The organism is Sphingobium yanoikuyae, from assembly GCF_013001025.1.
Lineage (GTDB): Bacteria > Pseudomonadota > Alphaproteobacteria > Sphingomonadales > Sphingomonadaceae > Sphingobium > Sphingobium yanoikuyae_A.
Window position 1 is genome coordinate 1,817,667 of record NZ_CP053021.1, and the last position, 22,919, is coordinate 1,840,585.

At 64.7% G+C, this 22,919-nt stretch carries 20 protein-coding genes and 2 pseudogenes; 12 read left to right on the forward strand and 10 right to left on the reverse strand.

Going from position 1 to position 22,919, the window contains the following annotated elements; genetic code table 11:
* The first annotated feature begins 10 nt into the window (after positions 1–10).
* The 6 genes and pseudogenes from HH800_RS09135 (at position 11) to HH800_RS09150 (ending at position 4,150) form a co-directional block, all read left to right on the forward strand.
* On the forward strand, positions 11–802 hold the full coding sequence (locus HH800_RS09135; RefSeq protein ID WP_169860824.1) for an SDR family oxidoreductase: 792 nt from the start codon (positions 11–13) through the stop codon (positions 800–802).
* 135 nt (positions 803–937) lie between these two features.
* A pseudogene (locus HH800_RS29600) lies at positions 938–1,171 on the forward strand (acyl-CoA dehydrogenase family protein); the annotation flags it as partial.
* Between the two features lie 208 nt (positions 1,172–1,379).
* A pseudogene (locus HH800_RS29605) lies at positions 1,380–1,460 on the forward strand (hypothetical protein); the annotation flags it as partial.
* A 43-nt stretch (positions 1,461–1,503) separates the two neighbouring features.
* Positions 1,504–2,049, forward strand: coding sequence for an acyl-CoA dehydrogenase family protein (locus HH800_RS28910; protein ID WP_206379207.1), 546 nt, complete (start codon positions 1,504–1,506; stop codon positions 2,047–2,049).
* A 126-nt stretch (positions 2,050–2,175) separates the two neighbouring features.
* Positions 2,176–3,669 carry a class I adenylate-forming enzyme family protein gene (locus HH800_RS09145; protein WP_169860825.1) on the forward strand — a complete coding sequence of 498 codons (1,494 nt, stop codon included), beginning with the start codon at positions 2,176–2,178 and terminating at the stop codon, positions 3,667–3,669.
* Positions 3,670–3,730: 61 nt separating this feature from the next.
* Positions 3,731–4,150, forward strand: coding sequence for a hypothetical protein (locus tag HH800_RS09150; protein ID WP_169860826.1), 420 nt, complete (start codon positions 3,731–3,733; stop codon positions 4,148–4,150).
* A 41-nt stretch (positions 4,151–4,191) separates the two neighbouring features.
* Here the strand turns inward: HH800_RS09150 and HH800_RS09155 are convergent, their stop codons facing one another.
* Both HH800_RS09155 and HH800_RS09160 read right to left on the reverse strand, forming a co-directional pair.
* Positions 4,192–5,340, reverse strand: coding sequence for a CoA transferase (locus HH800_RS09155; RefSeq protein WP_169860827.1), 1,149 nt, complete (start codon positions 5,338–5,340; stop codon positions 4,192–4,194).
* Between the two features lie 104 nt (positions 5,341–5,444).
* Positions 5,445–7,232 carry an acyclic terpene utilization AtuA family protein gene (locus tag HH800_RS09160; protein WP_169860828.1) on the reverse strand — a complete coding sequence of 596 codons (1,788 nt, stop codon included), beginning with the start codon at positions 7,230–7,232 and terminating at the stop codon, positions 5,445–5,447.
* Between the two features lie 74 nt (positions 7,233–7,306).
* Here HH800_RS09160 and HH800_RS09165 point away from each other — a divergent pair, with 74 nt between their 5' ends.
* Positions 7,307–7,936 carry a TetR/AcrR family transcriptional regulator gene (locus HH800_RS09165; RefSeq protein ID WP_169860829.1) on the forward strand — a complete coding sequence of 210 codons (630 nt, stop codon included), beginning with the start codon at positions 7,307–7,309 and terminating at the stop codon, positions 7,934–7,936.
* Between the two features lie 5 nt (positions 7,937–7,941).
* Here the strand turns inward: HH800_RS09165 and HH800_RS09170 are convergent, their stop codons facing one another.
* Both HH800_RS09170 and HH800_RS09175 read right to left on the reverse strand, forming a co-directional pair.
* The gene (locus HH800_RS09170) at positions 7,942–9,120 is read right to left on the reverse strand and encodes a 12-oxophytodienoate reductase (protein WP_169860830.1); all 1,179 of its coding nucleotides are present in this window, start codon (positions 9,118–9,120) and stop codon (positions 7,942–7,944) included.
* 9 nt (positions 9,121–9,129) lie between these two features.
* Positions 9,130–10,296 carry an acyl-CoA dehydrogenase family protein gene (locus HH800_RS09175; RefSeq protein ID WP_169860831.1) on the reverse strand — a complete coding sequence of 389 codons (1,167 nt, stop codon included), beginning with the start codon at positions 10,294–10,296 and terminating at the stop codon, positions 9,130–9,132.
* A 147-nt stretch (positions 10,297–10,443) separates the two neighbouring features.
* On the opposite strand from HH800_RS09175, the gene HH800_RS29485 reads away from it, so the two are divergent.
* A complete protein-coding gene (locus tag HH800_RS29485; RefSeq protein WP_169860832.1) occupies positions 10,444–12,819 on the forward strand; it encodes an enoyl-CoA hydratase in 2,376 nt (791 codons plus the stop codon).
* A 17-nt stretch (positions 12,820–12,836) separates the two neighbouring features.
* Positions 12,837–13,607 (forward strand): thioesterase family protein, encoded by a 771-nt coding sequence (locus HH800_RS09185; protein ID WP_169860833.1) that lies wholly within the window; start codon positions 12,837–12,839, stop codon positions 13,605–13,607.
* A gap of 2 nt (positions 13,608–13,609) precedes the next feature.
* On the opposite strand, the gene HH800_RS09190 is transcribed toward HH800_RS09185, so the two are convergent.
* Both HH800_RS09190 and HH800_RS09195 read right to left on the reverse strand, forming a co-directional pair.
* Positions 13,610–14,854 (reverse strand): MFS transporter, encoded by a 1,245-nt coding sequence (locus tag HH800_RS09190; RefSeq protein WP_169860834.1) that lies wholly within the window; start codon positions 14,852–14,854, stop codon positions 13,610–13,612.
* A gap of 62 nt (positions 14,855–14,916) precedes the next feature.
* Complete coding sequence (locus HH800_RS09195) at positions 14,917–15,894, reverse strand: NAD(P)H-dependent flavin oxidoreductase (protein WP_169863282.1); 978 nt, start codon at positions 15,892–15,894, stop codon at positions 14,917–14,919.
* A gap of 218 nt (positions 15,895–16,112) precedes the next feature.
* Here HH800_RS09195 and HH800_RS09200 point away from each other — a divergent pair, with 218 nt between their 5' ends.
* Together HH800_RS09200 and HH800_RS09205 are read left to right on the forward strand one after the other, a co-directional pair.
* Positions 16,113–16,514 carry a MarR family winged helix-turn-helix transcriptional regulator gene (locus tag HH800_RS09200; protein WP_169860835.1) on the forward strand — a complete coding sequence of 134 codons (402 nt, stop codon included), beginning with the start codon at positions 16,113–16,115 and terminating at the stop codon, positions 16,512–16,514.
* Between the two features lie 103 nt (positions 16,515–16,617).
* Positions 16,618–17,778, forward strand: coding sequence for an acyl-CoA dehydrogenase family protein (locus tag HH800_RS09205; RefSeq protein ID WP_169860836.1), 1,161 nt, complete (start codon positions 16,618–16,620; stop codon positions 17,776–17,778).
* 88 nt (positions 17,779–17,866) lie between these two features.
* On the opposite strand, the gene HH800_RS09210 is transcribed toward HH800_RS09205, so the two are convergent.
* The 4 genes from HH800_RS09210 to HH800_RS09225 form a co-directional block, all read right to left on the reverse strand.
* Complete coding sequence (locus HH800_RS09210; protein ID WP_066856787.1) at positions 17,867–18,133, reverse strand: hypothetical protein; 267 nt, start codon at positions 18,131–18,133, stop codon at positions 17,867–17,869.
* Between the two features lie 200 nt (positions 18,134–18,333).
* Positions 18,334–19,212: an alpha/beta fold hydrolase gene (locus HH800_RS09215; protein ID WP_066856784.1), complete on the reverse strand. Its 879-nt coding sequence runs from the start codon at positions 19,210–19,212 to the stop codon at positions 18,334–18,336.
* 20 nt (positions 19,213–19,232) lie between these two features.
* Entirely contained in the window at positions 19,233–19,934 is a 702-nt protein-coding gene (locus tag HH800_RS09220) for a nitroreductase (RefSeq protein ID WP_169860837.1), read from the reverse strand.
* 204 nt (positions 19,935–20,138) lie between these two features.
* Positions 20,139–21,689, reverse strand: a complete 1,551-nt coding sequence (locus HH800_RS09225; RefSeq protein WP_169860838.1) for a 4-hydroxyphenylacetate 3-hydroxylase family protein — start codon at positions 21,687–21,689, stop codon at positions 20,139–20,141.
* Between the two features lie 125 nt (positions 21,690–21,814).
* On the opposite strand from HH800_RS09225, the gene HH800_RS09230 reads away from it, so the two are divergent.
* On the forward strand, positions 21,815–22,834 hold the full coding sequence (locus tag HH800_RS09230) for an AraC family transcriptional regulator (protein ID WP_169860839.1): 1,020 nt from the start codon (positions 21,815–21,817) through the stop codon (positions 22,832–22,834).
* The last annotated feature ends 85 nt before the right edge of the window (positions 22,835–22,919 follow it).

Below are 22,919 nucleotides of genomic sequence, written 5' to 3' on the forward strand. Positions count from 1 at the left end.
AGGAAAAGGCATGAGCGCATTCAAGGATGGCCTGTTCGCGGGCAGGAGCGTGTTCGTCGCGGGAGGCACCAGCGGTATCAATCTGGGTATCGCGCAGCGATTCGCCGCACTGGATGCCAAAGTCGGCGTCGTCGGCCGCAATCCCGAAAAGGCCGCAAATGCCGCCGCCAGCATCGGTAACGGCGCGATCGGCCTGTCGGCCGACGTGCGGGACTATGCGGCGATCCGCGCCGCGATGGAGCAGGTCGCAGCAGCCCATGGCGCGTTCGACGTGGTTGTGTCCGGCGCTGCCGGCAATTTTCTGGCGCCCGCGCTCGGCATGTCGGCCAATGCGTTCAGGACGGTCGTCGATATCGACCTCAACGGCACGTTCAACGTGTTTCGTGGCTCTCACGACCTGCTCAACAAGCCGGGGGCGTCGCTGATCGCGATCACGGCGGGCCAAGCTGTCAATGCCGCGCCGCTTCAGGCCCACGCCTGCGCGGCCAAGGCAGGCATCAACCAGCTCGTCCGCGTGCTGGCGATGGAGTGGGGGCCGGACGTGCGCGTCAACGGCATTTCGCCCGGCCCGATCGAAAATACCGAAGGCATGGCCCGCCTCGCGCCGGACGCCGCCAGCCGGGCCGCCTATTATGAGCGCATTCCGATGCGCCGTTGGGGTGAGATCGACGAAATCGCCGAGGCGGCCATATTCCTCAGCAGCCCGTCTGCCGGCTACATCACAGGCACCATCCTGGACTGCGACGGTGGATCGCAACTGGGCGACGCCAGCCGTCAGAGCCTCGAGCGCGGCATGGCGTGACGCCGGCGCAGCAAGGAGCGTAAAATGCAGATCACGCGACGCGCGGATAGCCTTTATTCCGACATCTGGATGCCGGACGAGACGGTGCGAATCCGCAAGGAAGCACGCGCCTTCGCTGACGACGTGCTCCGGCCCATGGCCTATGCGCTCAATACGACGGCGGAGCGGCGCGACGGCGTTCCTCGCGCCGCGTTCGAGGCAATTGGCGCGGCAGGCCTCTACACCATTCCCTTTTCCGCCGATGTCGGCGGGCGCGGGCTGGAGTTTCCGACTCTCGCGACGATGACCGTGGCGGAGGAACTGGGCTATTATGCGCCTGGCACCGCTTCTGCCCTGTATGACGGGCAGGCGATCTTGTGCGGCAAGACGCTGGAGCGAGCGCCCGAGCCGTTGCGCAGCCGCTATCTGCCGCGCCTCGCCCGCGGCGAACTGGTCGGCGCCTTCGCCACTTCCGAACCCGACGCCTCGACCGATCTGTCTCCAGCGATGATGCGGACCATCGCGACCAAGGTGGAAGGAGGGCTGGCGCATCGACGGACGCAAGCGCTGGATCACCAATTCGGTCGCGGCCGACTTCATCCTCGTGCTGTGCCGGTCGGACGACAATGCCCAGACCTTTTTGCTGGTCGACATGCACCAGCCCGGCATCACCGTGGGCGACCCGGATCTCAAGATGGGCAACTATGCGCAACTGACGGCCGATGTCGTTTTCGACGACGCCTTCACGCCAGACGAAAAATTTCATCGGCGCGCCCGGCGCAGGGCTGAAGGGCGCGCTGTCCGCGCTGACACTCGGCCGCATGGGCGTTGGCGCGATCGGGGTCGGCATGGCGCAGGCGGCCTTCGATCAGGCCTGCGCCTATATGGAAAAGCGCAAGGTATTCGGACAGGAATTGGCGCGCTTCCAGCATTGGCAGTTCACCTTCGCCAACCATGCCATCGGCATCGAAAATGCGCGTTCGCTCTACCAGAAGGCGGCATACCGCTTCGATCGGGAGGGCATGGCCGATATCGAGGCCGCGATGGCGAAGATCGCAGGTTCGGGCCTGGCCGTCGATGTCGCCCGCGATGCTATCCGGGCCTGCGGCGCCTATGGCTTTGCCCGCCACGTTCAGGGCGAAGGGCATGGCTTGCCGCTGGAGGCGATCTATCGCGATGGCAAGATCGGCGAAATCTACGAAGGCGCCAACGAAATCCAGCGCTGGATCATCGCCCGTCGCATCTTCGGGCGCGGGATCACGGGATAGCGAAGACAACGTCTGGACATATATTACCTAGTGCACTAGATAGCTTCGGAACACGCTGCGGTTCCGGCGACGGGCAGCGTGCGACAGGCGGCGTCCTGCTGGAGGGCGGCCATACCGGGGGCTTTCATGACCGACGTGCGACGTATCACCGATGTTCTGCGTATCCGCGCAGCCACGATGGCGGATTCTGTCGCCCATGACGATACGCGGCGTGTGCTGACGTTCGCGCAATGGGACCGCGAAGCCGACGAAATCGGCGGTGGTCTGGCGGCGGCAGGGCTGGCGCCGGGCGATCGTGTCTTCCTGCCGATCAGCAACGCCCATGCGGTGGAGATGGCGATCGCCGTGCTCGCGGTCCTGCGGGCCGGGGGCATCGCCGTGCCGGTGAACACCCGCCTCTCGCCGCTTGAAGTGAGCGACTATGCGGCGTTGATCGAACCGCGCTTTGCCATCACCAACCAGCCGGACCTGCTCGCGGGCCTTGCGCTCGACGCGGTCTGGACCGCGGACGCAATGCCGCGCGACATTGCGGCTCTGCCCGATCAGGCGGCGCTCGATCCGCAGGCCGATGCAGAGATTCTGGGTACATCGGGTACGACCGGGCGGATCAAGGGTGTCGTCGTGACCCACCCCGACCTGCTCGGCCGGTCGCGCACCGGCAAGGAGAAGGACCGTTCGACCTCCACCCTCCACGCGCTGCCCTTCACCGGATCGGGCGGCAATCTCGGCGTGCTCATGCTGCCTCTTTACGGCGGCGCGACCACCTTCACCCAGCCGCGCTTCGACCCCGGCGCGTTCCTGAAACTCGTCGAAACCAAACGGCCGATGACCGTCTATCTCGTGCCCACGATGCTGCGCCTGATCCTCGATCATCCCGATGCCGTGAGCACCGATTTTTCGAGTGTGCGCTATCTGATGACCGGGACCGCGCCATTGCCGAACGATTCGGTAGTCCGCGCCATGGCGCTCTGGCCGGGAGCCAGCATCCGCAACAGCTACGGCATGTCGGAAGGCGGTGTGGGGGTGTCGACGCGTGGCAAGGAAGTACTCAAGCCGGGTTGCGTCGGCAAGCTGCCGGCAAACATGCAGGTACGCGACGAGGCGGGCAATGTCGCGGCGCCCATGGTCGTCGGCGAAATCTACGGCCTCCAGTCCAATCCCCGGCGCTATTGGCGTGACGAGGAAGCGACTGCGAACGGTTTTGCGGGCGGCTGGACCCGCACGGGCGATCTGGGTTTTGTCGACGAGGATGGCGACCTCATCATCAGTGGGCGGTCGAAGGAACTCATCATTCGCGGTGGCTATAACATCACGCCGATCGAGATCGAAAATGTCCTGCACGCGCATCCGGCAGTCAAGGATGCGGCCGTGCTCGGCGTCCCGCACGATGTCCTGGGCGAGGATATTGCCGCGGCCGTGGCCTTGCGCCCCGGTGCACATGTGAGCGTCGAACAGCTTGTCGCCTGGTGTGGCGATCGGCTGGCGAACAACAAGCTGCCGCGCACGATCCTCATCCTGGACGAATTGCCGCTGAACGCGACGGGCAAGATCGTCAAGCGTGACCTCCTGCCGAAGCTGGCGGCGGCCGCGCAGGCGCGGCGCGATGCGTCCGCACGATAAGGCGCAGCTGGTATATCCCGCTCATCCTGGCTAAGGATCATTCGAGATAGAGGAACCTCAATTGACCCCGACCCTGACCCCGCAAAGCGAACTCGATACCATTCGGGCGATGGCCCGCGCCGATCATGCGCAGCGCCTGACGAGCGCCTATAATCCCTATCCGCAGGGGACCGACAAGGCGGCGGCCTGGGACGCGGGATGGCGCGAGGAGAATGACGCTTCCCACCGACTGGACGAAGAGATCGTCAAGCTGCCCCGTTTCCGTGTCCGGGTCGAGATTGTCGCGGGCGAAGGGCAGGCCGCCCGGCCGCTCGACCTGCTTGATCGCGAGGATTTCTCGGCTTTCACCGTCTCCCAATTGCGGCGCGACGGCCACAAGTCGGTGATCTGGGAAAGCCCGGAGGCCCGCGCCCGCTTCCCCGAAGAACAGGCCGTCGGCATCCGCGTCACCCATGAAGGCGACGAGGGCATGTTCGACTGACGCGCGCTTGATGGCCGGAGGGTCAGCCTCCGCCCACACTCTTAGTCCCTTGGCATCCATTCCGGCCGGCTCGATCCCCGCGCGACCAGCACTGTCTGGAACGCGCGTGGCGTAGCTGACATGCGGACCTGCTCGTCCATTCCCTGATAGCGCTCGAGCGGTGTATCGACCGTGAATAGGGTAGGATTGACGGTGGCATGGGGACCATCCGGCCCGGCGATGGCCTTGGCATAGGCCTTGTCGAACGAACCAAGCGATAGCAGCCACATAGCAACCCGCGTCAGCGAGACATGGACGCGATAACTGCCCCCCTCGCTCGCCCGCCGCCGCAGCGCCGCCATCGCCCCGGTCGCGGCCAGCCATCCGGTCAGGAAATCGTTGACGATGATTGTCGGGGGCAGGCTTACGCGGTCGGGCGATCCCTCCAGGCACAACATGCCGGTGACGGCACCCGCAATCTGGTCGAACCCCGGCCGCTGCGCCCACGGTCCCCCCTCGCCATGGGTGCTCATCGTCACATGGACGATGCCGGGCCGCACCTGTGCCAGCGTCGCGGCGTCCAGCCCGAACTCGGACAGCAGCCCCGGCCGCCGATTGGCGAAGAAAATATCCCCTTCGCCGACCAGTTCGCGCAGCCTTGCCCGTCCGGCGTCGGATCGCGGATCGACCTTCGCCGATCGCATCCCGACATTGGCGGTCAGATACAGCGTTTCCTGCTCGAATTCGGCGGGTCGCCAGATGTTGAGGACATCGGCATCCAGTGACGCGAGCGACCGGCCCGCGCCTGCGCCGGCTATCACATGCCCCATCCCCAGCGCACGGATGCCCGATAGCGGCATCGCCCCGGCCGGCGGCAGGGGTTCGGGCGGGCCGTCGGCGATCTTTTCGATCTCGATCAAGGGCCGTGCCGCCAGATAGTCGAACACCGGTTCGGCGATGAACTCCTCGACAATTCCCATCGCCGCTCGAATCCGGGTGCCAGCTTGCGCAGCGCTTGCGAAAGTTGGATGGCAATCCTGGCCCGGCCCGCCCCGGTCGCGATGCAGCGCGGCTGCGACGACCGACTGCTGCACCAGTCCCAGCGCTGCGCCGCCACCCAGACGGATCGTGCTGGGCACCAACGGGTCCAGGCCATGGAAATCGATCGCGCCGCCGCCGTCCGCCGGCGTCATGCCCAGTTCGGCCAGCATCGCGGCCAACTCTCCCTGGATATCGAACCTGTCGTCGCTGGCGGGCTAGGACGCCGCAGCCCGCATACGGGCGGCCAGCGCCTGCGCATCATGCTGGATCATCGTCATGCCACCGCCTCCATCGTTGCTGCATCGTCCAGCAGGACCACAGGCGCTTCCACGAAGCGGGCGCGCAGGAACTCGCCCGCCGCCTTGCCGATCTGGTCGAGTGCGATATTGCCGGTGCCGCTCGTCCCGAAATAGCCTTTCAGCACGAACAACAGGCCGTTGATATTGGGCAGGTCATGCCGTTCCACCTGTACCGATGGATTGAGGCCCATCAACTGCGCCAGTCGGTCGGCATCCAGCGTGTCGCGCAGCCATGGCCATATCTCCGGTCGCTTCGCCCAGACGCCGATATTGGCGTTGGCGCCCTTGTCGCCTGATCGCGCATGAACCAGCGATCCCAGCATGACTGTGCGAGTCTCGCCCGCCGTGGCAGCAGGCGCCGGGCCAGCCGGGGCAGGGGCGGCGAAGGGTGCTACGGGGGGCATCGTCACCGCCATGCTCGGCGCGTTGATAAAGGTCACGCGATGCTCGAGGTCCGCCTGCCGCACCAGCCCTGGCCAATAATGGACGCGTGGCTGTGGTGGACCTGCACCATCGCCCTGGAATCCGGGGATGCCGCCCAATCCGAAGGAGGCATAGCCGGCCAGCAGCTTGGACAGGCTCGACCGGCTCTGCGCCGCAGCGGCGATGCGGATCGCCACCGTCCCCTCGGCCTCGCTCGCCGGGTCGGCGATGGGCTGGCCCAGCGGCTCGAAATGAAATTCGTCGAGCGCCAGGTCCGCGGATAGCGCCTCCAACTGCCCACGCAGCCAATCCGCCTTCTCGCGCCAGTCAGGCCCCGTTGCGAATCCCCAGATCATCGCCCGCCATCCGTGCTGATAGAAGCAACCGACCTTGGTCGTCTCGGGAGCCGGGCTGCCGCGTACACCGCTCAGCAGCACCCGATCGGGGCCTTGCTGGCTGAGCACGATCGAATCGACATGCAATATGACGTCGGGATTGAGGTAACGCGCGCCCTGGATCTCGTACATCAGTTGCGCCGTGACGGTATCGACCGTAACCGCGCCCGCGTCGCCTGTGCGCTTGGTGATGACAGAACTGCCATCCGCCGCGATTTCTGCGATTGGAAAACCCAGCCGGGCCGGGTTGCCCAGTTGTGCGAACCCCGAAAAATTGCCGCCTACCGCCTGTGGCCCGCATTCGATGACATGGCCTGCTGCAACGCTGCCGGCCAGGGCATTCCAATCATCCTTCGCCCAGCCATGCCACCAGGCGGCCGGTCCCAGCACCAGCGATGCGTCCGATACCCGACCACAGATCACGATATCCGCGCCCTGTTCCAGCGCGGCGACGATGCCCCATCCGCCCAGATAGGCATTGGCCGCCAGCAGCCTGTCCGCGATTGACCCGATCGCCTTCCCATCGTCCAGATTGGCGAGTTGCCCTTCCGCCGCCAGCGCGGGCGCGCGGGCAAGCAGATCGTCGCCCTCGACATAGGCGACGCGCGGGGCCAGCCCCTGCGCCGCGGCCTCCTGCGCAATTCGGCCTGCCAGTCCGGCGGGATTGAACGCACCCGCATTGGTTACGACCTTCACCCCGCGCGCAGCGATCCGTCCCAGTTCGGGCGTTATCTGGCGCAGGAAGACATCGGCATGATAGCCCGCCAGCGCTTCGGGCTTGCCGGCGGCGCAAAACCCTTCCGCGACACGTCCCATCGTCATTTCGGCAAGATAGTCGCCGATCGCGACATCGATCGTCTCGTCGGCGATCGCTTCGGCGAAGGCGCCGACATAATCGCCGAGCGCGCCAGAAAAATTGGCGACACGGATGGGGGCTTTGGACATATCGACTCTCCGGAACGGCCTTGTATGCAACTGCATACTTACGCTAAGCTGCGCGGGGTGGAAAGGAATTTTGCATGGTGGATGTCAAAGCGGTGAAGACGCCGACCCGGCGACGGGACCGCGAAGCGAGCCGACGCGCGCTCCTCGACGCTGGCATCGCGCTCTTTTCGCAGCAGGGCTATGACGCGGCGACCACGCGCGCCATTGCCGCCCATGCGGGGCTCAACGAACAGCTCATCACCCGCTATTTCGGGGGCAAGGCGGGACTGCTCTCCGCGGTCTACGCCCATTTTCTGGAACGGCGCGACAATGATGCCGCCTATGCCGCGCTGCCCCCGTCTGGTTCCGCCCAAGAGGAGATCGGTCGTTTCCTCCATTGGAAGCATGATCATCTGCACGACATCGCCCCTCTGTTGCAGATCGTGCTGCCCCAACTGGTGCGCGATCCCACGCTTGCCCCCGGATTCGACAACAGCATCACCCAGCGCGGCGCCATCATCCTGGCCGAACGACTGGATGGACTGAAACGCGCGGGCAAAGTCAGGGCCGATGTCGATACCGCCCGCGTCGCCCAGCTTGTCGTGTGGCAGTCGCTCTCGCTCTCTTTCCTCATGCGCCGCTTCGCAGGCGACCGCGACCGCGAAATCCTGCGCCTGATTGACGTTTTCGCGCAGGAAATGGGGGCAGGCCTGGCGACCGGCTGAACCCATCAGCCGTCTGCTTGCTCCAGCGTTTTGACATGGCCTCGGGCATCATAGGTTCGCAGCGCGTCAAATCGGGCCTCACGGACCAGATCGGCCCAGGCGGGATTGGCGATCAGCGCCCGGCCGACGCCTGCCAGGTCGAAGTCGCCCCGGTCGATCATCCGCGCCAGCAGGCCCAGATTGTCGGCTGTAACTGCGCTGGTCGCGCTGCTCCCGCCACCCAGAAAGGGTGATTCCAGGCCGATCGATCCCACCGTCAGCGCCGCCTTACCGGTCAGCTTCTTTGCCCATCCGGCCAGATTCAGCGGACTGCCGTCAAATTCGGGCAGCCAGAAACGACGTGTCGAGGCATCAAATATGTCGACCCCGGCATCGGCCAGCGGTTCCAGGATGCGTGCCAGGTCGGTCGGCGTGTCGGCGAGTTTTCCAGCATAATCCTGCGCCTTCCACTGGGAAAAGCGGAACAGGATGGGAAAGTCGGGGCCCACCGCGACGCGCACCCCTGCGACCACTTCGACCGCGAAGCGGATGCGGTTTTCCAGGCTGCCGCCATAGGCGTCCTCGCGGCGGTTGGAGCGTTCCCAGAAGAACTGGTCGAGCAGATAGCCATGGGCGCCATGGATCGCTACGCCGTCGCACCCGACCTCCCTGGCCGCTGCCGCGCCGCGGGCAAAGGCACCGATCACGCTGTCGATATCGTGCTTCGTCATGACCTCCGCAGGGCGCCGCGGCTTGGTGGGCGCAGGCGCCGTGCCTGCCGCCGCCTCGGCGCTCAAATCCTCGTCGGTCAGGGCGGACGCCGATATATTGGGTGCATCGGGGTTGGCCGTGTGGCTGCGCCGCCGCGACAGGCCCGTATGCCACAGTTGCGGGACGATCGCGCCATCCTGTGCGTGGACCGACGCGACCACGGATCGCCATCGCGCCAACGCCGCCTCGCCATAGAAATGCGGAATCTTGCTCGAATAATGGGCGACTGGATGCCCGACCGCAGTGCCCTCGGTGATGATGAGTCCGGTGCCGCCCGCGGCGCGGCGCGCATAATAATCGTCCACCGCTGGCTCGAGCACGCCGTCGGGCGCGAACTGGCGCGTCATGGGCGACATGACGATACGGTTGCGCAGCCGCATCGTCTTGCAGGCGAAGGGCGCGAACAGAGGGGAAAGGTCCGGTGCGTCGGTCATGCGCAGTCATCAAAAGCTCTTGGGCAATCCCAGGACATGTGTGGCGACATGGCTCAGGATCAGGTTCGTGCTGATCGGCGCAACCTGGTACAGCCGCGTTTCGCGGAACTTGCGCTCGACGTCATATTCCTCCGCGAAACCGAAGCCGCCATGGGTCTGGATGCATTGATCGGCCGCATACCAGCTCGCTTCCGATGCCAGCAGCTTGGCCATGTTCGCCTCGGTACCGCACGCTTGGCCTGCATCAAACATCGCCGCGGCCTTGTCGACCATCAGGGCCGCCGCCGACAGTTGCACATGGGCGCGGGCGATCGGGAACTGGACGCCCTGATTCTCGCCGATCGCCCGACCGAAGACAGTGCGATCTTTGGCATAGGCGGAAGCGCGATCGATGAAGAAGCGGCCGTCGCCGATACATTCGGCCGCAATCAGGACGCGTTCGGCATTCATGCCGTCCAGCACATATTTGAATCCCTGCCCCTCGATCCCGATCAGGTTGTCCACCGGCACCTTGAGGTCATCGAAGAATAAAGCTGTCGTCGCATGGTTCAGCATGGTGCGGATCGGCTGGACGGTAAGTCCGTTGCCCTTCGCCTCGCGCATGTCGACCAGCAACAGGCTCATGCCCGCAGACGGCTTGGCGCCTTCATCGCGCGGAGCCGTGCGGCACAGCAACAGCAGCAGGTCCGAATGCTCGGCCCGGCTGATCCATATCTTCTGGCCGTTCACGACATAATGATCGCCGTCGCGCCGCGCGAAGGTACTGATGCGGGTCGTGTCGGTGCCTGCGCCCGGCTCGGTCACGCCAAAGGCCTGGAGCCGTAGCGCGCCCGCGGCGATCGCCGGCAGATAGCGGGCCTTCTGCGCCTCGCTGCCATGTTTCAGGATGGCGCCCATGGTGTACATCTGGGCGTGCGCCGCGCCGCCGTTTGCGCCGGACCGATGGACTTCCTCCAGCACGGCACAGACCGCCGACAGGCCCAGGCCCGACCCGCCAAATTCTTCCGGGATCAACATGCCCAGATAGCCCGCTTTGGTGAGAGCCTCGACGAAGGCGGTGGGATAGCGGCGCTCGCGATCGAGCGCGCGCCAATATTCGCCGGGGAATGCAGCAACCAGCTGGCGGACGCCGTCTCGAATTTCGGGGTAAGTCTCCGCGGGCGATTCGTGCGTCATCGGTGCGGCGTCCCTCTTCCTGGCTTCCGTTACCGCGACGCTGTTAGCAAGGGCGGGTGACAATGGGAAGCGACATCGCTAGCTAAGTAGACTTTGTTGTTATATGAGACCGGCGAGTTGTTGGATCTGCAATGGCCACGGCCGCATGTGGAAGAGGAGCGCAAGACCCTGATGGAAGCCGGAAGCTTTGCCGATCGCAGCCTGAGCGAGGCGTTCGCCCAGGGTGCGCAGATCCACGGGGCCAGCTGGGTCGCTGTCTCCTCGCAGGTTCGGCCGGGCATGCAGACTCTGATGCAGGTCCACGAACTGGGGTTGCGCTTTGGCGAACATTTGCGCGCCCGCGGCATCGCGCCGGGGGATGTCGTTGCGGTGCAATTGCCCGCCTGGACCGAATGGATGATCGCGGCGGTCGGAATCGCCCATGCGGGCGCGGTACTGTTACCGGTCGTCTCCATCTATGGCGCGAAGGAACTGCGCTTCATCCTGGCCCAGTCGCGCGCCCGGCTCATCGTCACCCCCGACCGTTGGCGCAAGGCGGACTATGCCGCGACGCTGGCTGAGGCCGGGGAACTCCCCGCGCTTACCACGCACGTCATGATCGGCGATGCCGCGCCCGGCACGGTGCCCTGGGACGCCATGCTCGCCCCGATCGCGATCGGCCCTGCAGCTGTACGCAGTCCCGACGATCTGGCAATTCTCGTCTACACCTCCGGCACCACGGCCGATCCCAAGGGCGTGAAGCATTCCGCGCGCACGCTTCTGTCCGAAGTCGACGCGATCGCCTGGTCGCGCCGGGATCTGGAGGATGAAATCGCCTTCTGTCCCTGGCCGCCGGGCCATGTCGCAGGCGCGTTCCAGTTGATGCGCTTTCTCGTTACCGGCGCGCCGGTGGTGCTGATGGACCAATGGGAACCGGGCGAAGCGGCGATGCTGGTGGAAAAATACCGTATCGTCTCCTCTTCCTTCACGCCCTTTCATCTCTCGGGCCTGCTGGAAGCTGCCGAGCGGGACGGTCGCGACCTCTCCAGCCTGCGCAGCTGCATGGTGGGGGCGGCACCGGTGCCGGCCAGCCTCATCACCCGTTGTTCCGCGCACGGGTTGAAGACCTTCCGCTGCTATGGGTCGAGCGAACATCCCACCGTTACCACCGGGCATCCCGGCGATTCGATGGAAAAGCGCCTGACGACCGAAGGACAGGTGATGCGCGGATCGGAAGTCGGCTTCGTCGATGATGACGGCCACAGGGTGCCGGACGGGGAAGAAGGCGAGCTGATCGTGCGTGGCCCCGAACTGTTCCTTGGCTATCTTGACGATTCGCTCGACGCTGCCGCCTTCCTGCCTGGTGGCTGGTTTCGCACCGGCGACATCGGCCGACTGGATGCCGATGGTTTCCTCATCATCACCGACCGAAAGAAGGACGTCATCATTCGCGGGGGCGAGAATATCTCGTCACGGGAGGTGGAGGATCTGCTCTTCACCCATCCCGACATTGCCGAAGCCTCTGTCGTCGCCGCGCCCGACCCGCGGATGGGCGAAGTCGTGCGCGCCTACGTGGTGCCCCGACCCGGCGCGAGCGTCGACCTTGAATCGGTCCGCGACTTTTTCGCCAAGGCCGGTATCGCGCGGCAAAAGACGCCCGAACAACTGGTCCTGGTCGATGATTTTCCGCGCAACAGCACGGGTAAGATATTGAAGCATGAATTGCGCGCACGAGCGCGTGCGGAAGCAGGAAAGGAAGCCCGCGTGAGCGATCTGGTTACCGTCGAGAAGGACAATGGCGTCGCGGTTGTGACGCTCAACCGCCCCGAAGCAATGAATGCGCTGTCGAAGGCGTTGCGTTCGCGCCTCTATGAAGTGATGACGCAGATCGATAGCGACGACGACGTGCGCGCGGCGATCCTGACCGGCGCGGGCGAGCGGGCCTTCACCGCCGGTCTCGACCTCAAGGAACTGGGTTCGCAGCCGGGCGCGCTCGGCGCCGCCAATGCTGAAGGCGCGGACGAAAATCCGGTCAAGGCGATCGAGGTCTGCACCAAGCCCGTCATCGGTGCCATCAATGGCGTCGCCATTACCGGCGGGTTCGAAGTCGCCTTGGCCTGCGACGTGTTGATCGCATCGACCAATGCGCGCTTTGCCGACACCCATGCCCGCGTCGGCATCCTGCCCGGCTGGGGCCTGTCGCAGAAGCTCTCCCGCATCATCGGCATTAGCCGCGCCAAACAATTGTCGTTCACCGGCAATTTTCTGGACGCAGCGACGGCCGAACGCTGGGGACTGGTCAATCAGGTCGTCGCGCCGGAGGAGTTGATGCCGCGCGCGCGCGCGCTGGCGGCCGACATGGCCAGCATCGAACCGCGCATGATGCTCGCCTACAAGCAGTTGATCGACCAAGGCTATGCCGCCAGCTTCGGCGATGCGCTGGCGATCGAGCACCGCATTTCCTCGGCGGCCAATGGCAAGGTAGCGCCCGAAGATGTCGAGGCGCGCCGACAGGCTGTGCAGGCGCGCGGCCGCGGGCAATAGACGGGGCCGGTCAACGAGTGGACGCGCTTTCATTCTTCGTTCGGAACGGCACATCCTTCGTTCCGCAGGAGGCTGCGCGGGGCTGGTGGCGCCATGATTCGCTGCATGGGCGCGCCTTGGTCGGGCTGATGGGCGCTGAAATCGCGCTAAGACACGGTGCGGCCGACTGGGTGCCCGCGCGTTTCACGATCGACATGGTCCGCATCGCGCCTTTCGCCCCGGCCCGGATCGAGACCCATGTCGTGCGCGCGGGGCCGCGCATGGCGCTGGTCGAAGCGACGATGATGGTGAACGACGCGACCGTGGCGCGTGCGACGATGCAATTCCTGCGGTTCACGCAAGCGCCTCCCGGTCGCGTCTGGGCGCCGCCGCCCTGGGATGCGCCTGATCCCGCCGCCCTGCCGCCGATGCCGGATGGCAAGCAGCCCCGCCATTTCGAAATTCGCGCGATTACAGGCCATCTGGGCGCGGTCGAGCCCAAACGGCTGTGGCTGCGCGAAACGCTGGCGCTGGTCGCCGGCGAACCGCTCGGGCCCTATGCCCGCGTCGCGCTCGCCGCCGACTTCGTCAGCGCCTTCGTTCACGCGGGCGACGCAGGGATTCGCTACATCAACAGCGACGTCAGCCTGCACCTCCATCGGCCGCCGCAAGGGGAATGGATCGGCTTCGAGGCGACCGGGCATGAAGCGTCGGACGGCATAGCGGTCGGACATTGCCGGATCCACGACCGCAACGGCGCGATCGGCTTCATCGCCTGCACCGCGCTTGCGAACGAACGGCGCAAATAGGCCTATTCCGCCGGCATCGGGCGATCCGATCGGCGGCGTCCCGTCATTGCCAGCAGCAATATGATGGCGACGATCAATGCGGCCAGCGCGAAATATTGGCCGCGAAGGCCGAATATCGCCCGGGCCGGCGCCAGCACGAACGGGCTGGCCGCCCCACCCAGATACATGCAGGTCATCATCAGGCCCACGGCATGGGGCAGCACATCCTTGGGCGCGCGCTGCATTGTCCAGGTCCACAGCGTCGTCAGCCCGACGCCCACACCGATGCCGCTGATCCCAAGCCCCAGCGCGAATTGCCATTGCGCACGGGCGGCCCCGACGATCAGCATCGAACCCGCTACCAGCAGGAACACGATCCGCATGGCATTGGCCGGGGTCAGGCCGTTCGCGACATAGCCGGATCCCACCGACGCCAGCGTCACGGCGGCGGCGTTGACCATGAATACCAGCGCGATCTTCGCATGGCTTGTGATGCCGACGTCGCTCATCAGGAAGGTCGTCTGGACATTGAACAGCAGCATCAGGATGAAGAGAGCGAGCGCGATCAGGTAGATGGGGGTTACGGGCGCCAAGCGACGCAGGCGCGCGATATGGCCCGGCTGTGTGCCCAGCGGGGGCGTCGCCACGGCGGGCAGGGGGCGCAGCAGCAGGATCGGAAGCAGGAAGAGGATGCCGACCAGCCCGTGCAGAAGGAAGGGCGCGCGCCACCAGGCCGAAGCGACCTGCCCGGCAATGAACAGGAAGCTGATCCCCGCGATCGCCCCGGCGCTCACCAGCCACCCGTTCATGCGCGCGCGATCCTTGCCGGTAAACCACGCCGCGATCAGCGTCGTGCCGCAGGTAATCATCGTGCCGATCGCGCAACCCATGACGAACCGGCTGCCCAGCAGCAGCAATGGCTGGTCGATGAAGGCACCGGCCGTGCCGAACAGGGCGAACAGGACCAACGCGCCCAGATGCACGGGTCGGATGCCGATCATGGCGATCAGCAGGCCTGAAAACAGCCCCGACAGCATCACGCCCAGCATCGGCAACGTGCTCGCCAATTGCGCCAGGAACTGGCCGCGCGTGCCGCCGCCCAGCAGCCTTGCCAGATCCGCTAGGATCGGCGGCAACGCATCGTACAGCAGGGCGGCGGCGGCATTACCGCTCAGAATCGCCGCGATCAGCAGTATCCGACGCGCGGCCGACAGCTGGCGCGCGGGGGAGGGGCCGGTCTCGGGGCTCATGTGGTCGACACTGTGCATCCTGCTCTCCTTGACTGGCGCCCGTTCTGTCTTCCCCTTCGCTGCGACCGGTCGGGTCGGGATCAGCGGGACAGGAAGCCGGCGAGGCGTCCGTTGATGATGGTCACCGCGTCGGCCATGATTCTGTCGATCAGGTCCTGGCAGCTGGGTATGTCGTGGATCAGCCCCTGGACGAGGCCGGCGGTCCAGATGCCATGATCGGGATCGCCATTATCCAGGCCTTCCTTGCCGCGCGCGCCTTTCACCAGATGGGCAACCTCCGCAAAGGGCAAACCCTTCGCCTCGGCGGCGAGCACCTGCTCGGTGATCGCATTTTTCGCCACGCGCGCACTGTTGCGATAGGTTCGGAAAATCAGGGCGGTAGAACGTTCGTCTGCGGACACCATCGCCCGCTTTATATTCTCGTGGATCGGCGCCTCCTTCGTGGCGCAGAAACGCGTGCCCATATTGATCCCTTCGGCACCCAGGGCAAGCGCGGCGACCAGGCCGCGCCCGTCGCCCAAGCCGCCGCTGGCGATCATCGGGATTTTCACCTTGTCAGCGGCGGCGGGGATCAGGATCAGGCCGGGAATATCGTCCTCGCCCGGATGGCCGGCACATTCGAACCCGTCGATGGATATGGCGTCCACGCCCATCTTCTCGGCCGACAGAGCGTGGCGCACGGCGGTGCATTTATGCACGACCTTGATGCCGTGCGCCTTGAAGGCATCGACATGCTCCTGCGGCTTGTAGCCTGCGGTTTCGACGATCGATATGCCTTCATCGATGATCGCCTGCCGATATTGGGCATAGGGCGGCGGGTTGATGGACGGCAATATGGTCAGGTTCACGCCGAACGGCTTGTCGGTCATCGTGCGACATCGTGCGATCTCGCGGCGCAGTGCGTCAGGAGTCGGTTGCGTCAGCGCGGTCAACATGCCCAGGCCCCCAGCATTGGAGACAGCTGCCGCCATCTCGGCGGTTCCCACCCATTGCATCCCGCCCTGGACGATGGGATGCTCGATCCCCGCCAGTTCGGTAAACCGGGTCTTGATGCGTATGCCGGGGCGTTCGATGACGGCTTGTGATTCAACTGGCGACATGCTTTCCCTCCCGCTATTCATCTCCTGACCGTCCTTGCCGTGCAATGCGGCACGGGGCAAGATGTTTAACCAGGTTATATGGGAGGTGGGCGATCCCCGGGCGCCTGACAGATTGCGAGCGCACGATCAGTCTGCGCATCAGCCTCGCCGCCCGTTTGCAACGCAAGCGGTTCGACATGCGCGCCCGCACCATGGGAATGACGCTGGCCCAATGGCGGGCCATCCATGCCGTCAGCCGTGCCGAAGGGGCGACGCAGCGCTCCATCGCGGAAGCAATGGATGTCGGCGATGTGACCGCCAGTCGGCTGGTCGATCGGCTGGTGGAAAAGGGCTGGATCGAACGGCGCGTTGATCAATATGATCGCCGCGCCCACCGTCTGTACCTCACCCCCGCCGCCACACCGCTGCTGGCGCAACTCACGATGCTTGGCGAGGATGAGCAGCGCAACCAGCTGGCAGGGGTGACGCGTGAGGAGCTGGCCATGGTCAGCGATATACTCGACCGGATGATTGCCAATCTCGAGCAGGCTGATCTCTCAGCGGGGCTGCCGGCCTGCGAGTCGATGGATGTTGACTGACGTATATCACTAAGTAATATTGCTCTTTGCGCCATTCTTTGCGATGGAAATGGTTTGATTCCCCGCGGGCGAACCATTCGCCCCTTGCTGCAAAGGCTCCGCGATGACGCTCGAATTCCCCCAGCCCGCCTACATGGCCGATGAGGAACTCACCATGTTCCATGACGCGGTCGGCAAGTTCCTGGACCAACATGCTCCCGCCGAGCGGATGGATAGATGGCGCGAGGACGGTCAGGTGGAGCGCGCCTTCTGGCGCGAGGCGGGCGCAGCCGGCCTGCTGGGTGTGTCCGTGCCGGAGGCCTATGGCGGCCATGGCGGAGATTTCCGCCATGATCTGGTCGTCGTGGACCAGATTTCGCGCAAGGGCACGGAAGGCTTCGCCGCGTCGCTGCACAATGTCATCGTGGCCCCTTATATCCAGCTGCACGGGACCGAGGAACAGAAGCAGCGCTGGTTGCCGCGGATGGTGACGGGCGATCTCGTTGCCGCCATCGCGATGAGTGAACCGGGCGCCGGGTCCGATCTCCAGGCGATCCGCACGACCGCGCTCAAGGACGGGAACGGCTATCGCATCAACGGGTCCAAGACCTTCATCTCCAACGGCCAGATCGCCGACCTCATCGTCGTCGTGGCCAAGACGGACCCGTCGAAGGGCGCGCGTGGCGTTTCCCTGCTGGTGGTGGAAACCGACGAGGTGGAGGGCTTCCGTCGTGGCCAGAATCTCGACAAGATCGGGAACGAGGCGCAGGACACGTCCGAACTGTTTTTCGACGATGTCTGGGTTCCGGCGCAGAATCTTCTGGGTGAGGAGGAGGGCAAGGGCTTCTTCCAACTGATGGCGGAACTGCCACGCGAACGGCTGCTGATCGCCATCACCAGCGTTATCGTTATGGAAAAAGCGCTGGCCCTCACGATCGACTATACCAAACAGCGCAAGGCCTTTGGCCAGCCGGTGTTCGACTTCCAGAACACCCAGTTCAAGCTTGCCGAAATGTACAGCAAGGCACGGATCGCCCGCACCTTCGTCAACGATTGTATCGAAAAGGCAATCGACGGCACGCTGGACGGCACCACGTCCGCCATCGCCAAATTATGGGCGACCGATACCGAATGGGAAATCGTCGATCAGTGTCTGCAACTGCATGGCGGTTACGGCTATATCAATGAATATCCGATCGCCCGCATGTTCCGCAATTCCCGGATCAGCCGCATCTATGGCGGATCGAACGAAATCATGAAGATGCTGATCGCCCGGACGCTCTGAAGACGGCCTCATTCAAAAAAGGGCCAGCCGGTCGCTGCCGGCTGGCCCTTTTTTCCGTCCGCGATGCGCCTTGCGGCGCGCCCTGCGATCAGTTCAGTTTCGACACTTCCTGGCGACTGAGCGAGGTCATCACGCCATCTTCGGCCACGATCACCTTGTCGGCGGGGATCGTCACGAATTTGGAACGGTAGATCAACTGGACCGAGCCATCGGGATAGACGCGGTCGATCTTGCCCAATCGTGCCTTGGCTGCGTCACGGATGATCGCGCCTTCCTTCGGCGGATTGGCGGCGGTCTGCGCCATCGCGGGCGAGGCAACGGTGATCGCGGCGGCAAGAGCAAGAATGAAGCGCATGGATTTTCCCCTCTGTTCCAAAGCCGCGGGACTCGGCGGTCACGGTGCGGCACTCAAATATTGAGCAAGCATAGCATTAGCTCACTCAATATTGTCAAGCCCAATTGGTGCGGAGCAGCATGACGGGCGCGCGAACCTAGGGATCGCTCCTGCGTGCAGCCTGTGGTCCGCAAGGAGCGAAGCGATCGCCCGCGACGAGGTTAGAGAAAGGCGCGCAGGGTCGCGATGAACTGATCGAACTGGTCGTGATGCAGCCAGTGACCGGCATTGTCGAAGGTCTGGACCGACGCATCGCGGAAATGCGCCGACAGTCCATTTTCGAGCGGGTTTTCGGCCCAGCTGTCATTACCATAGCATAGCAGCGTCGGGCAGCTGATGTTGCCCCACAGCGCGTGCAGTTCCGCAGGGCTGATGTCGAACGGTGGCCCGCTCCGCACATAATTGTCGAATTTCCAGCTGAAGCTGCCATCCTCGTTCCGGGCGACTCCATGCACGGTCAGGTGCCGCGCCTGCGCCTCCGTCAGATGACTGTTCTCCGCCAGCATCCGCGCCAGCGCCTGCTCGATCGAGGCGTAACGGCGCGGCTGGCGCGCGGCCAGACTGCGCCGCTCCTCGATCCAGTCCCGCCACAGCGTGTTGAAGGGCCTCTCCACGCCCATGCCGGTCGCGGCGGAAGGCAGGCCCAGCCCCTCGATCGCCACCAGCTTGCGCACATGTTCGGGATAGAGGCCTGTATAGCGCAGCGAGATCGCGCCGCCCAGCGAATGGGCGACGATCGTGACCGGCGCCTCACCCTGCTGGTGGATCAGCTGGGCCAGGTCGCAGATGAAATAGGGCATGGTATAGGCCCCGTCCGGCGACCATGCGCTGTCGCCATGGCCGCGCAAGTCGGGGCAGATGATGTGCCAGTCGTCGCGCAGCGCCTGCGCCACTTGGTCCCAGCTACGCGCATGGTCTCGCCCGCCATGGATCAGAATCAGGGTCGGAGCCTGCGCATTGCCCCAGTCCAGATAGTTGAGCCGCAGCCGCTGCGACACGAAGCTGTGCGATGTGGGACCAAGGGGTTGTAGCGTGGACATGGCGATACTCCCCAATGACTTCAGTCGTGCAGGATGACGGTTTCCGACAGGGGCGCCCGGTCGGTGATCGCCGCAGCAGACGGATGATCCTCGTCCGGATAGCCGAAGCTGAGGCCGAACAGGCATATCAGTTCGTCGGACGCGCCCAATTCGCGCTTGATCGCACTGGCATAATGGCTGAGCGCCCCCTGCGCGCACGATCCCAGACCATGGGCCGTCAGCGCCAGCATCAGCGTCTGCGCGTACATGCCGACATCGGCCGCCTCGCGCAGCCCGAAATAGCGCGGCATGAAGAAGAATGCCGCGTGGGGTGCGTCGAACAGCTCGAAATTGCGCAGGAAGGATGCTTCCCGCGCCTCCGTATCGTTGCGACCCACGCCGGTCGCCTCGAACAAGGTCACGGCGGAACCGATCCGCCGCGCCTTATATTGATCGACATAGGTCGACGTCAGCGGCACGTCGGGATCGATCTGTCCGGCCCTCGCCTGTTCCAGCAACACATTGCGGATGCGCGCCAGCGATGCACCCGACACGATATGCGTGGTCCATGGCTGCGCATTGCAGTTGGACGGTGCGCGCCCGGCTACGGTGAACAGCCGCGTGATCAGGTCGGCGGGCAGGGGCGTAGGCAGAAAGGCGCGCACCGATCGTCGCTCGGCGACGATGCGGTCATAGATGTCGGCACGGCTATCAGCCCTGCTCCTGTCGATGATCCCGGTCATAATGCCTCCCAATGCCGCTCTTACGGCGTGTCTGATATAAGGGTGCGCGCCGGCGCATGAGGGGGTCTGCCGCGACTGAACCACCGTTCTGCCCGGCTTGTCCCCCAACGGCAACCGGCGAAATGCGGCCGGCCCCTTTTCCAGCAGGCGATGACCGCGGCCGATGCCGGATCACGCCGGGCGCCGCAGTCGATCTATCGCCGGTCAGGCCGCGTCGCTCTCTGCGTTACGGATGCCGGCCAGATCGCGCGCATAGCCTTTTTTCCGTTCCACCTCCATGCCGCGCAGAATCTGGATACGTTGTGCCTGCGGGCTGCCCGCGCCGTGCAGCGATTCCGTCAGATACCCCACCGCATTGCGGCCCAGCGTCATATTCTCGACCAGCCGCAACATGCGCTGGCGGAATTCGATCGGCACATTCGCGCGGCCCTGGAAATATTTCTTCAGCATCGGGCCCGCGACCTCCTGGTCGAAATCCTGCTCGCTGGGCAGCGTCACCATCAGACCGCCCGCCAGATCCTGCGCCAGCCGACTGATCTCATAAGGAAAGCGGGTGACATTATGCTTGCACACATTGGCCAGCATCGCGTCGTTCATGAAGATACCCGACGGCAACGGCTTGGCCTCATGGCTGGACGCGATGGCGGACGAAAAGATCGTTTCGTTGAGATGCGTCATCTCGACCAGCTTGTCCTTCACATGGCTGGCGGCGTCGGCGCCATTATAGTCGGCGATCGCGGCGGCCGCGCCCACCATCACGTCGCCCAGCCCCGTTTTACAGACATAGGAGGCGCGATGATAGGCGGTGAAACGCGCGACCATCTCCTGCGCGAATTCATATTCGCCATCCATCAGCACATGCTCATGGGGAATGAAGACGTCGTCGAACACGACCAGCACTTCCTGCCCGCCATATTGCGCGTTGCCCTTGTCGATGTCGCCTGCTTCCATCGCCCGCGTGTCGCAGGACTGGCGACCATAAATATAGGTGATGCCCTCCGCATCGCCCGGCACCAGCCCGACGACGGCATAGTCGCGATCCTGCTCGCCCATGTTCATCGTCGGCATCACCGCGATCCAGTGGCTGTTGAGGCCGCCGGTCATGTGCGCCTTGGCGCCCTGAACATAGATGCCCTTCTCGGTGCGGCGGCTCACGTGCAGGAACAGGTCGGGATCGGCCTGCTCGCTCGGCCGCTTGGACCGGTCGCCTTTGGGGTCGGTCATGCCCGCGCCCAGGATGATGTTGTTGCGCTGGGCCTCCTTCATGAAGTCCAGATAGCGCCGATGGTAGGATGTGCCGTGTTTCTGGTCGATATCATAGGTGATCGAATGCAGAACGCTGATCGTGTCCAGCCCCGCGCAGCGCTGGAAACAGGTGCCGGTCAACTGGCCCAGCCGCCGCTGCATCCGGTTCTTCATCACCAGATCCTGCGGACTGCCTACGATATGCAGGAAACGATTGACCGGCGCATCGATAAGCAACGAATGGGCGGTCGCCAGTTCCGGGTCTTCCACCGCCAGGTCATAGGTGCGTTTCAGCGCATTGATGGACGGGCGGATGATCGGATGGTCGACCGGTTCGGCTATGCGCTCTCCGAACAGATAGACGGTCACGCCACGATTGCGCAACGACTCCACATAGTCTTCGCCCGTGGCGATTGGCGCAAAGCGCGCCCAGCGCTCTGCGGCGCTCTCCTCGCGGCGCTGCACGCCGGTGTCGATGCGGTCGGGAATGCGGTCGATGGTGGTGGCCATGATGATCTCCTCGGATCGTTTCTCGTCCTACCCGGCGAAACGAATGGGGCTTAGTCTAGGCTTCCCTGTCGGACGCCGACAGGTCAGTATGAGCGACTTAAACTCACCAAATCGGGCAGAACGATATGGCCACGATCGACCGCTATTATTTCCATGTGTGCACCGATGGCGCGCGCCGCCGGGGCGTGGACGTCGACCATCTTCTCCGCGCAGCGGGCATCGCGCCCGCCCAGCTCCATGACCCCACCTGGCGCGGCGATGTCGATGCGATGGCGCGCCTCGTGCGCAGCATATGGCGTGCTCTTGGTGACGAATATATGGGCTACACCGCCCATGCCATGCCGCTCGGCGCCTTCGCCTTCGCCTGCGAAGTCGCGCTCGCCGGCCCCAGCGTCGCCGACGGCTTGCGCCGCGCGATCCGCTTCTACAATCTCGCCAGCCAGGACATCCACACGGTCGCGCACGACAGTCATGATCGTCTGGCCATCGCCGTCCGCTTCGCCGAACCGCAGCGCGACCCGACCCGATATTTCAGCGAGTTCTGGCTCATCATCTGGCATCGACTGGCTTGCTGGCTGGCGGGAGAGACGGTGCCGATGCTGGAAGCGCGCTTCGATTATCCGCGCCCGGACGGCTATTTCGAGGAGTTCAAATATCTCTTCCCCTGTCCCCGGGTTTTCGACGCGGACGATCGCGCCATCGCCATGGATGCCCATGCGCTCAGGGCTCCCGTGCGCCGCAGCAGGGATGAACTGGCGGAGATGCTGCGCGACGCGCCGCTCGCCATGATGTCGATCCCCGCGAGCGACCGCACCCTGTCCCGCAAGGTACGCCTCATGCTGGCGCAGGACCCGGCGCTGGGTGCGGATGGGGTGGCGCAGGCGCTCACGTTCCACCCTGACACGCTGCGCCGCCGCCTGCGTTCAGAAGGAAGCAGCCTCACCACCATTCGCGAAAATGTCCGCCGCGACGCGGCCACCCGCGCGCTCGCCGGCACTGGGCGCAGCGTGGAAGCGATCGCGGCTGCCCTGGGCTATGCCGAACCGCGCAGTTTCACGCGCGCCTTCCATGCGTGGACGGGCATGAGTCCCTCCCGCTACCGCGCCCGCCATGGCGTCGGGCAGGGCGTCGAATTGTCTGCGTGACCCCGAATTCGATCCAGCGTTCCGCTTCGTCGCCGCCGCGCGAATGCTGTCATCCCCTATTACCGTCACCCCAGCGAACGCTTGG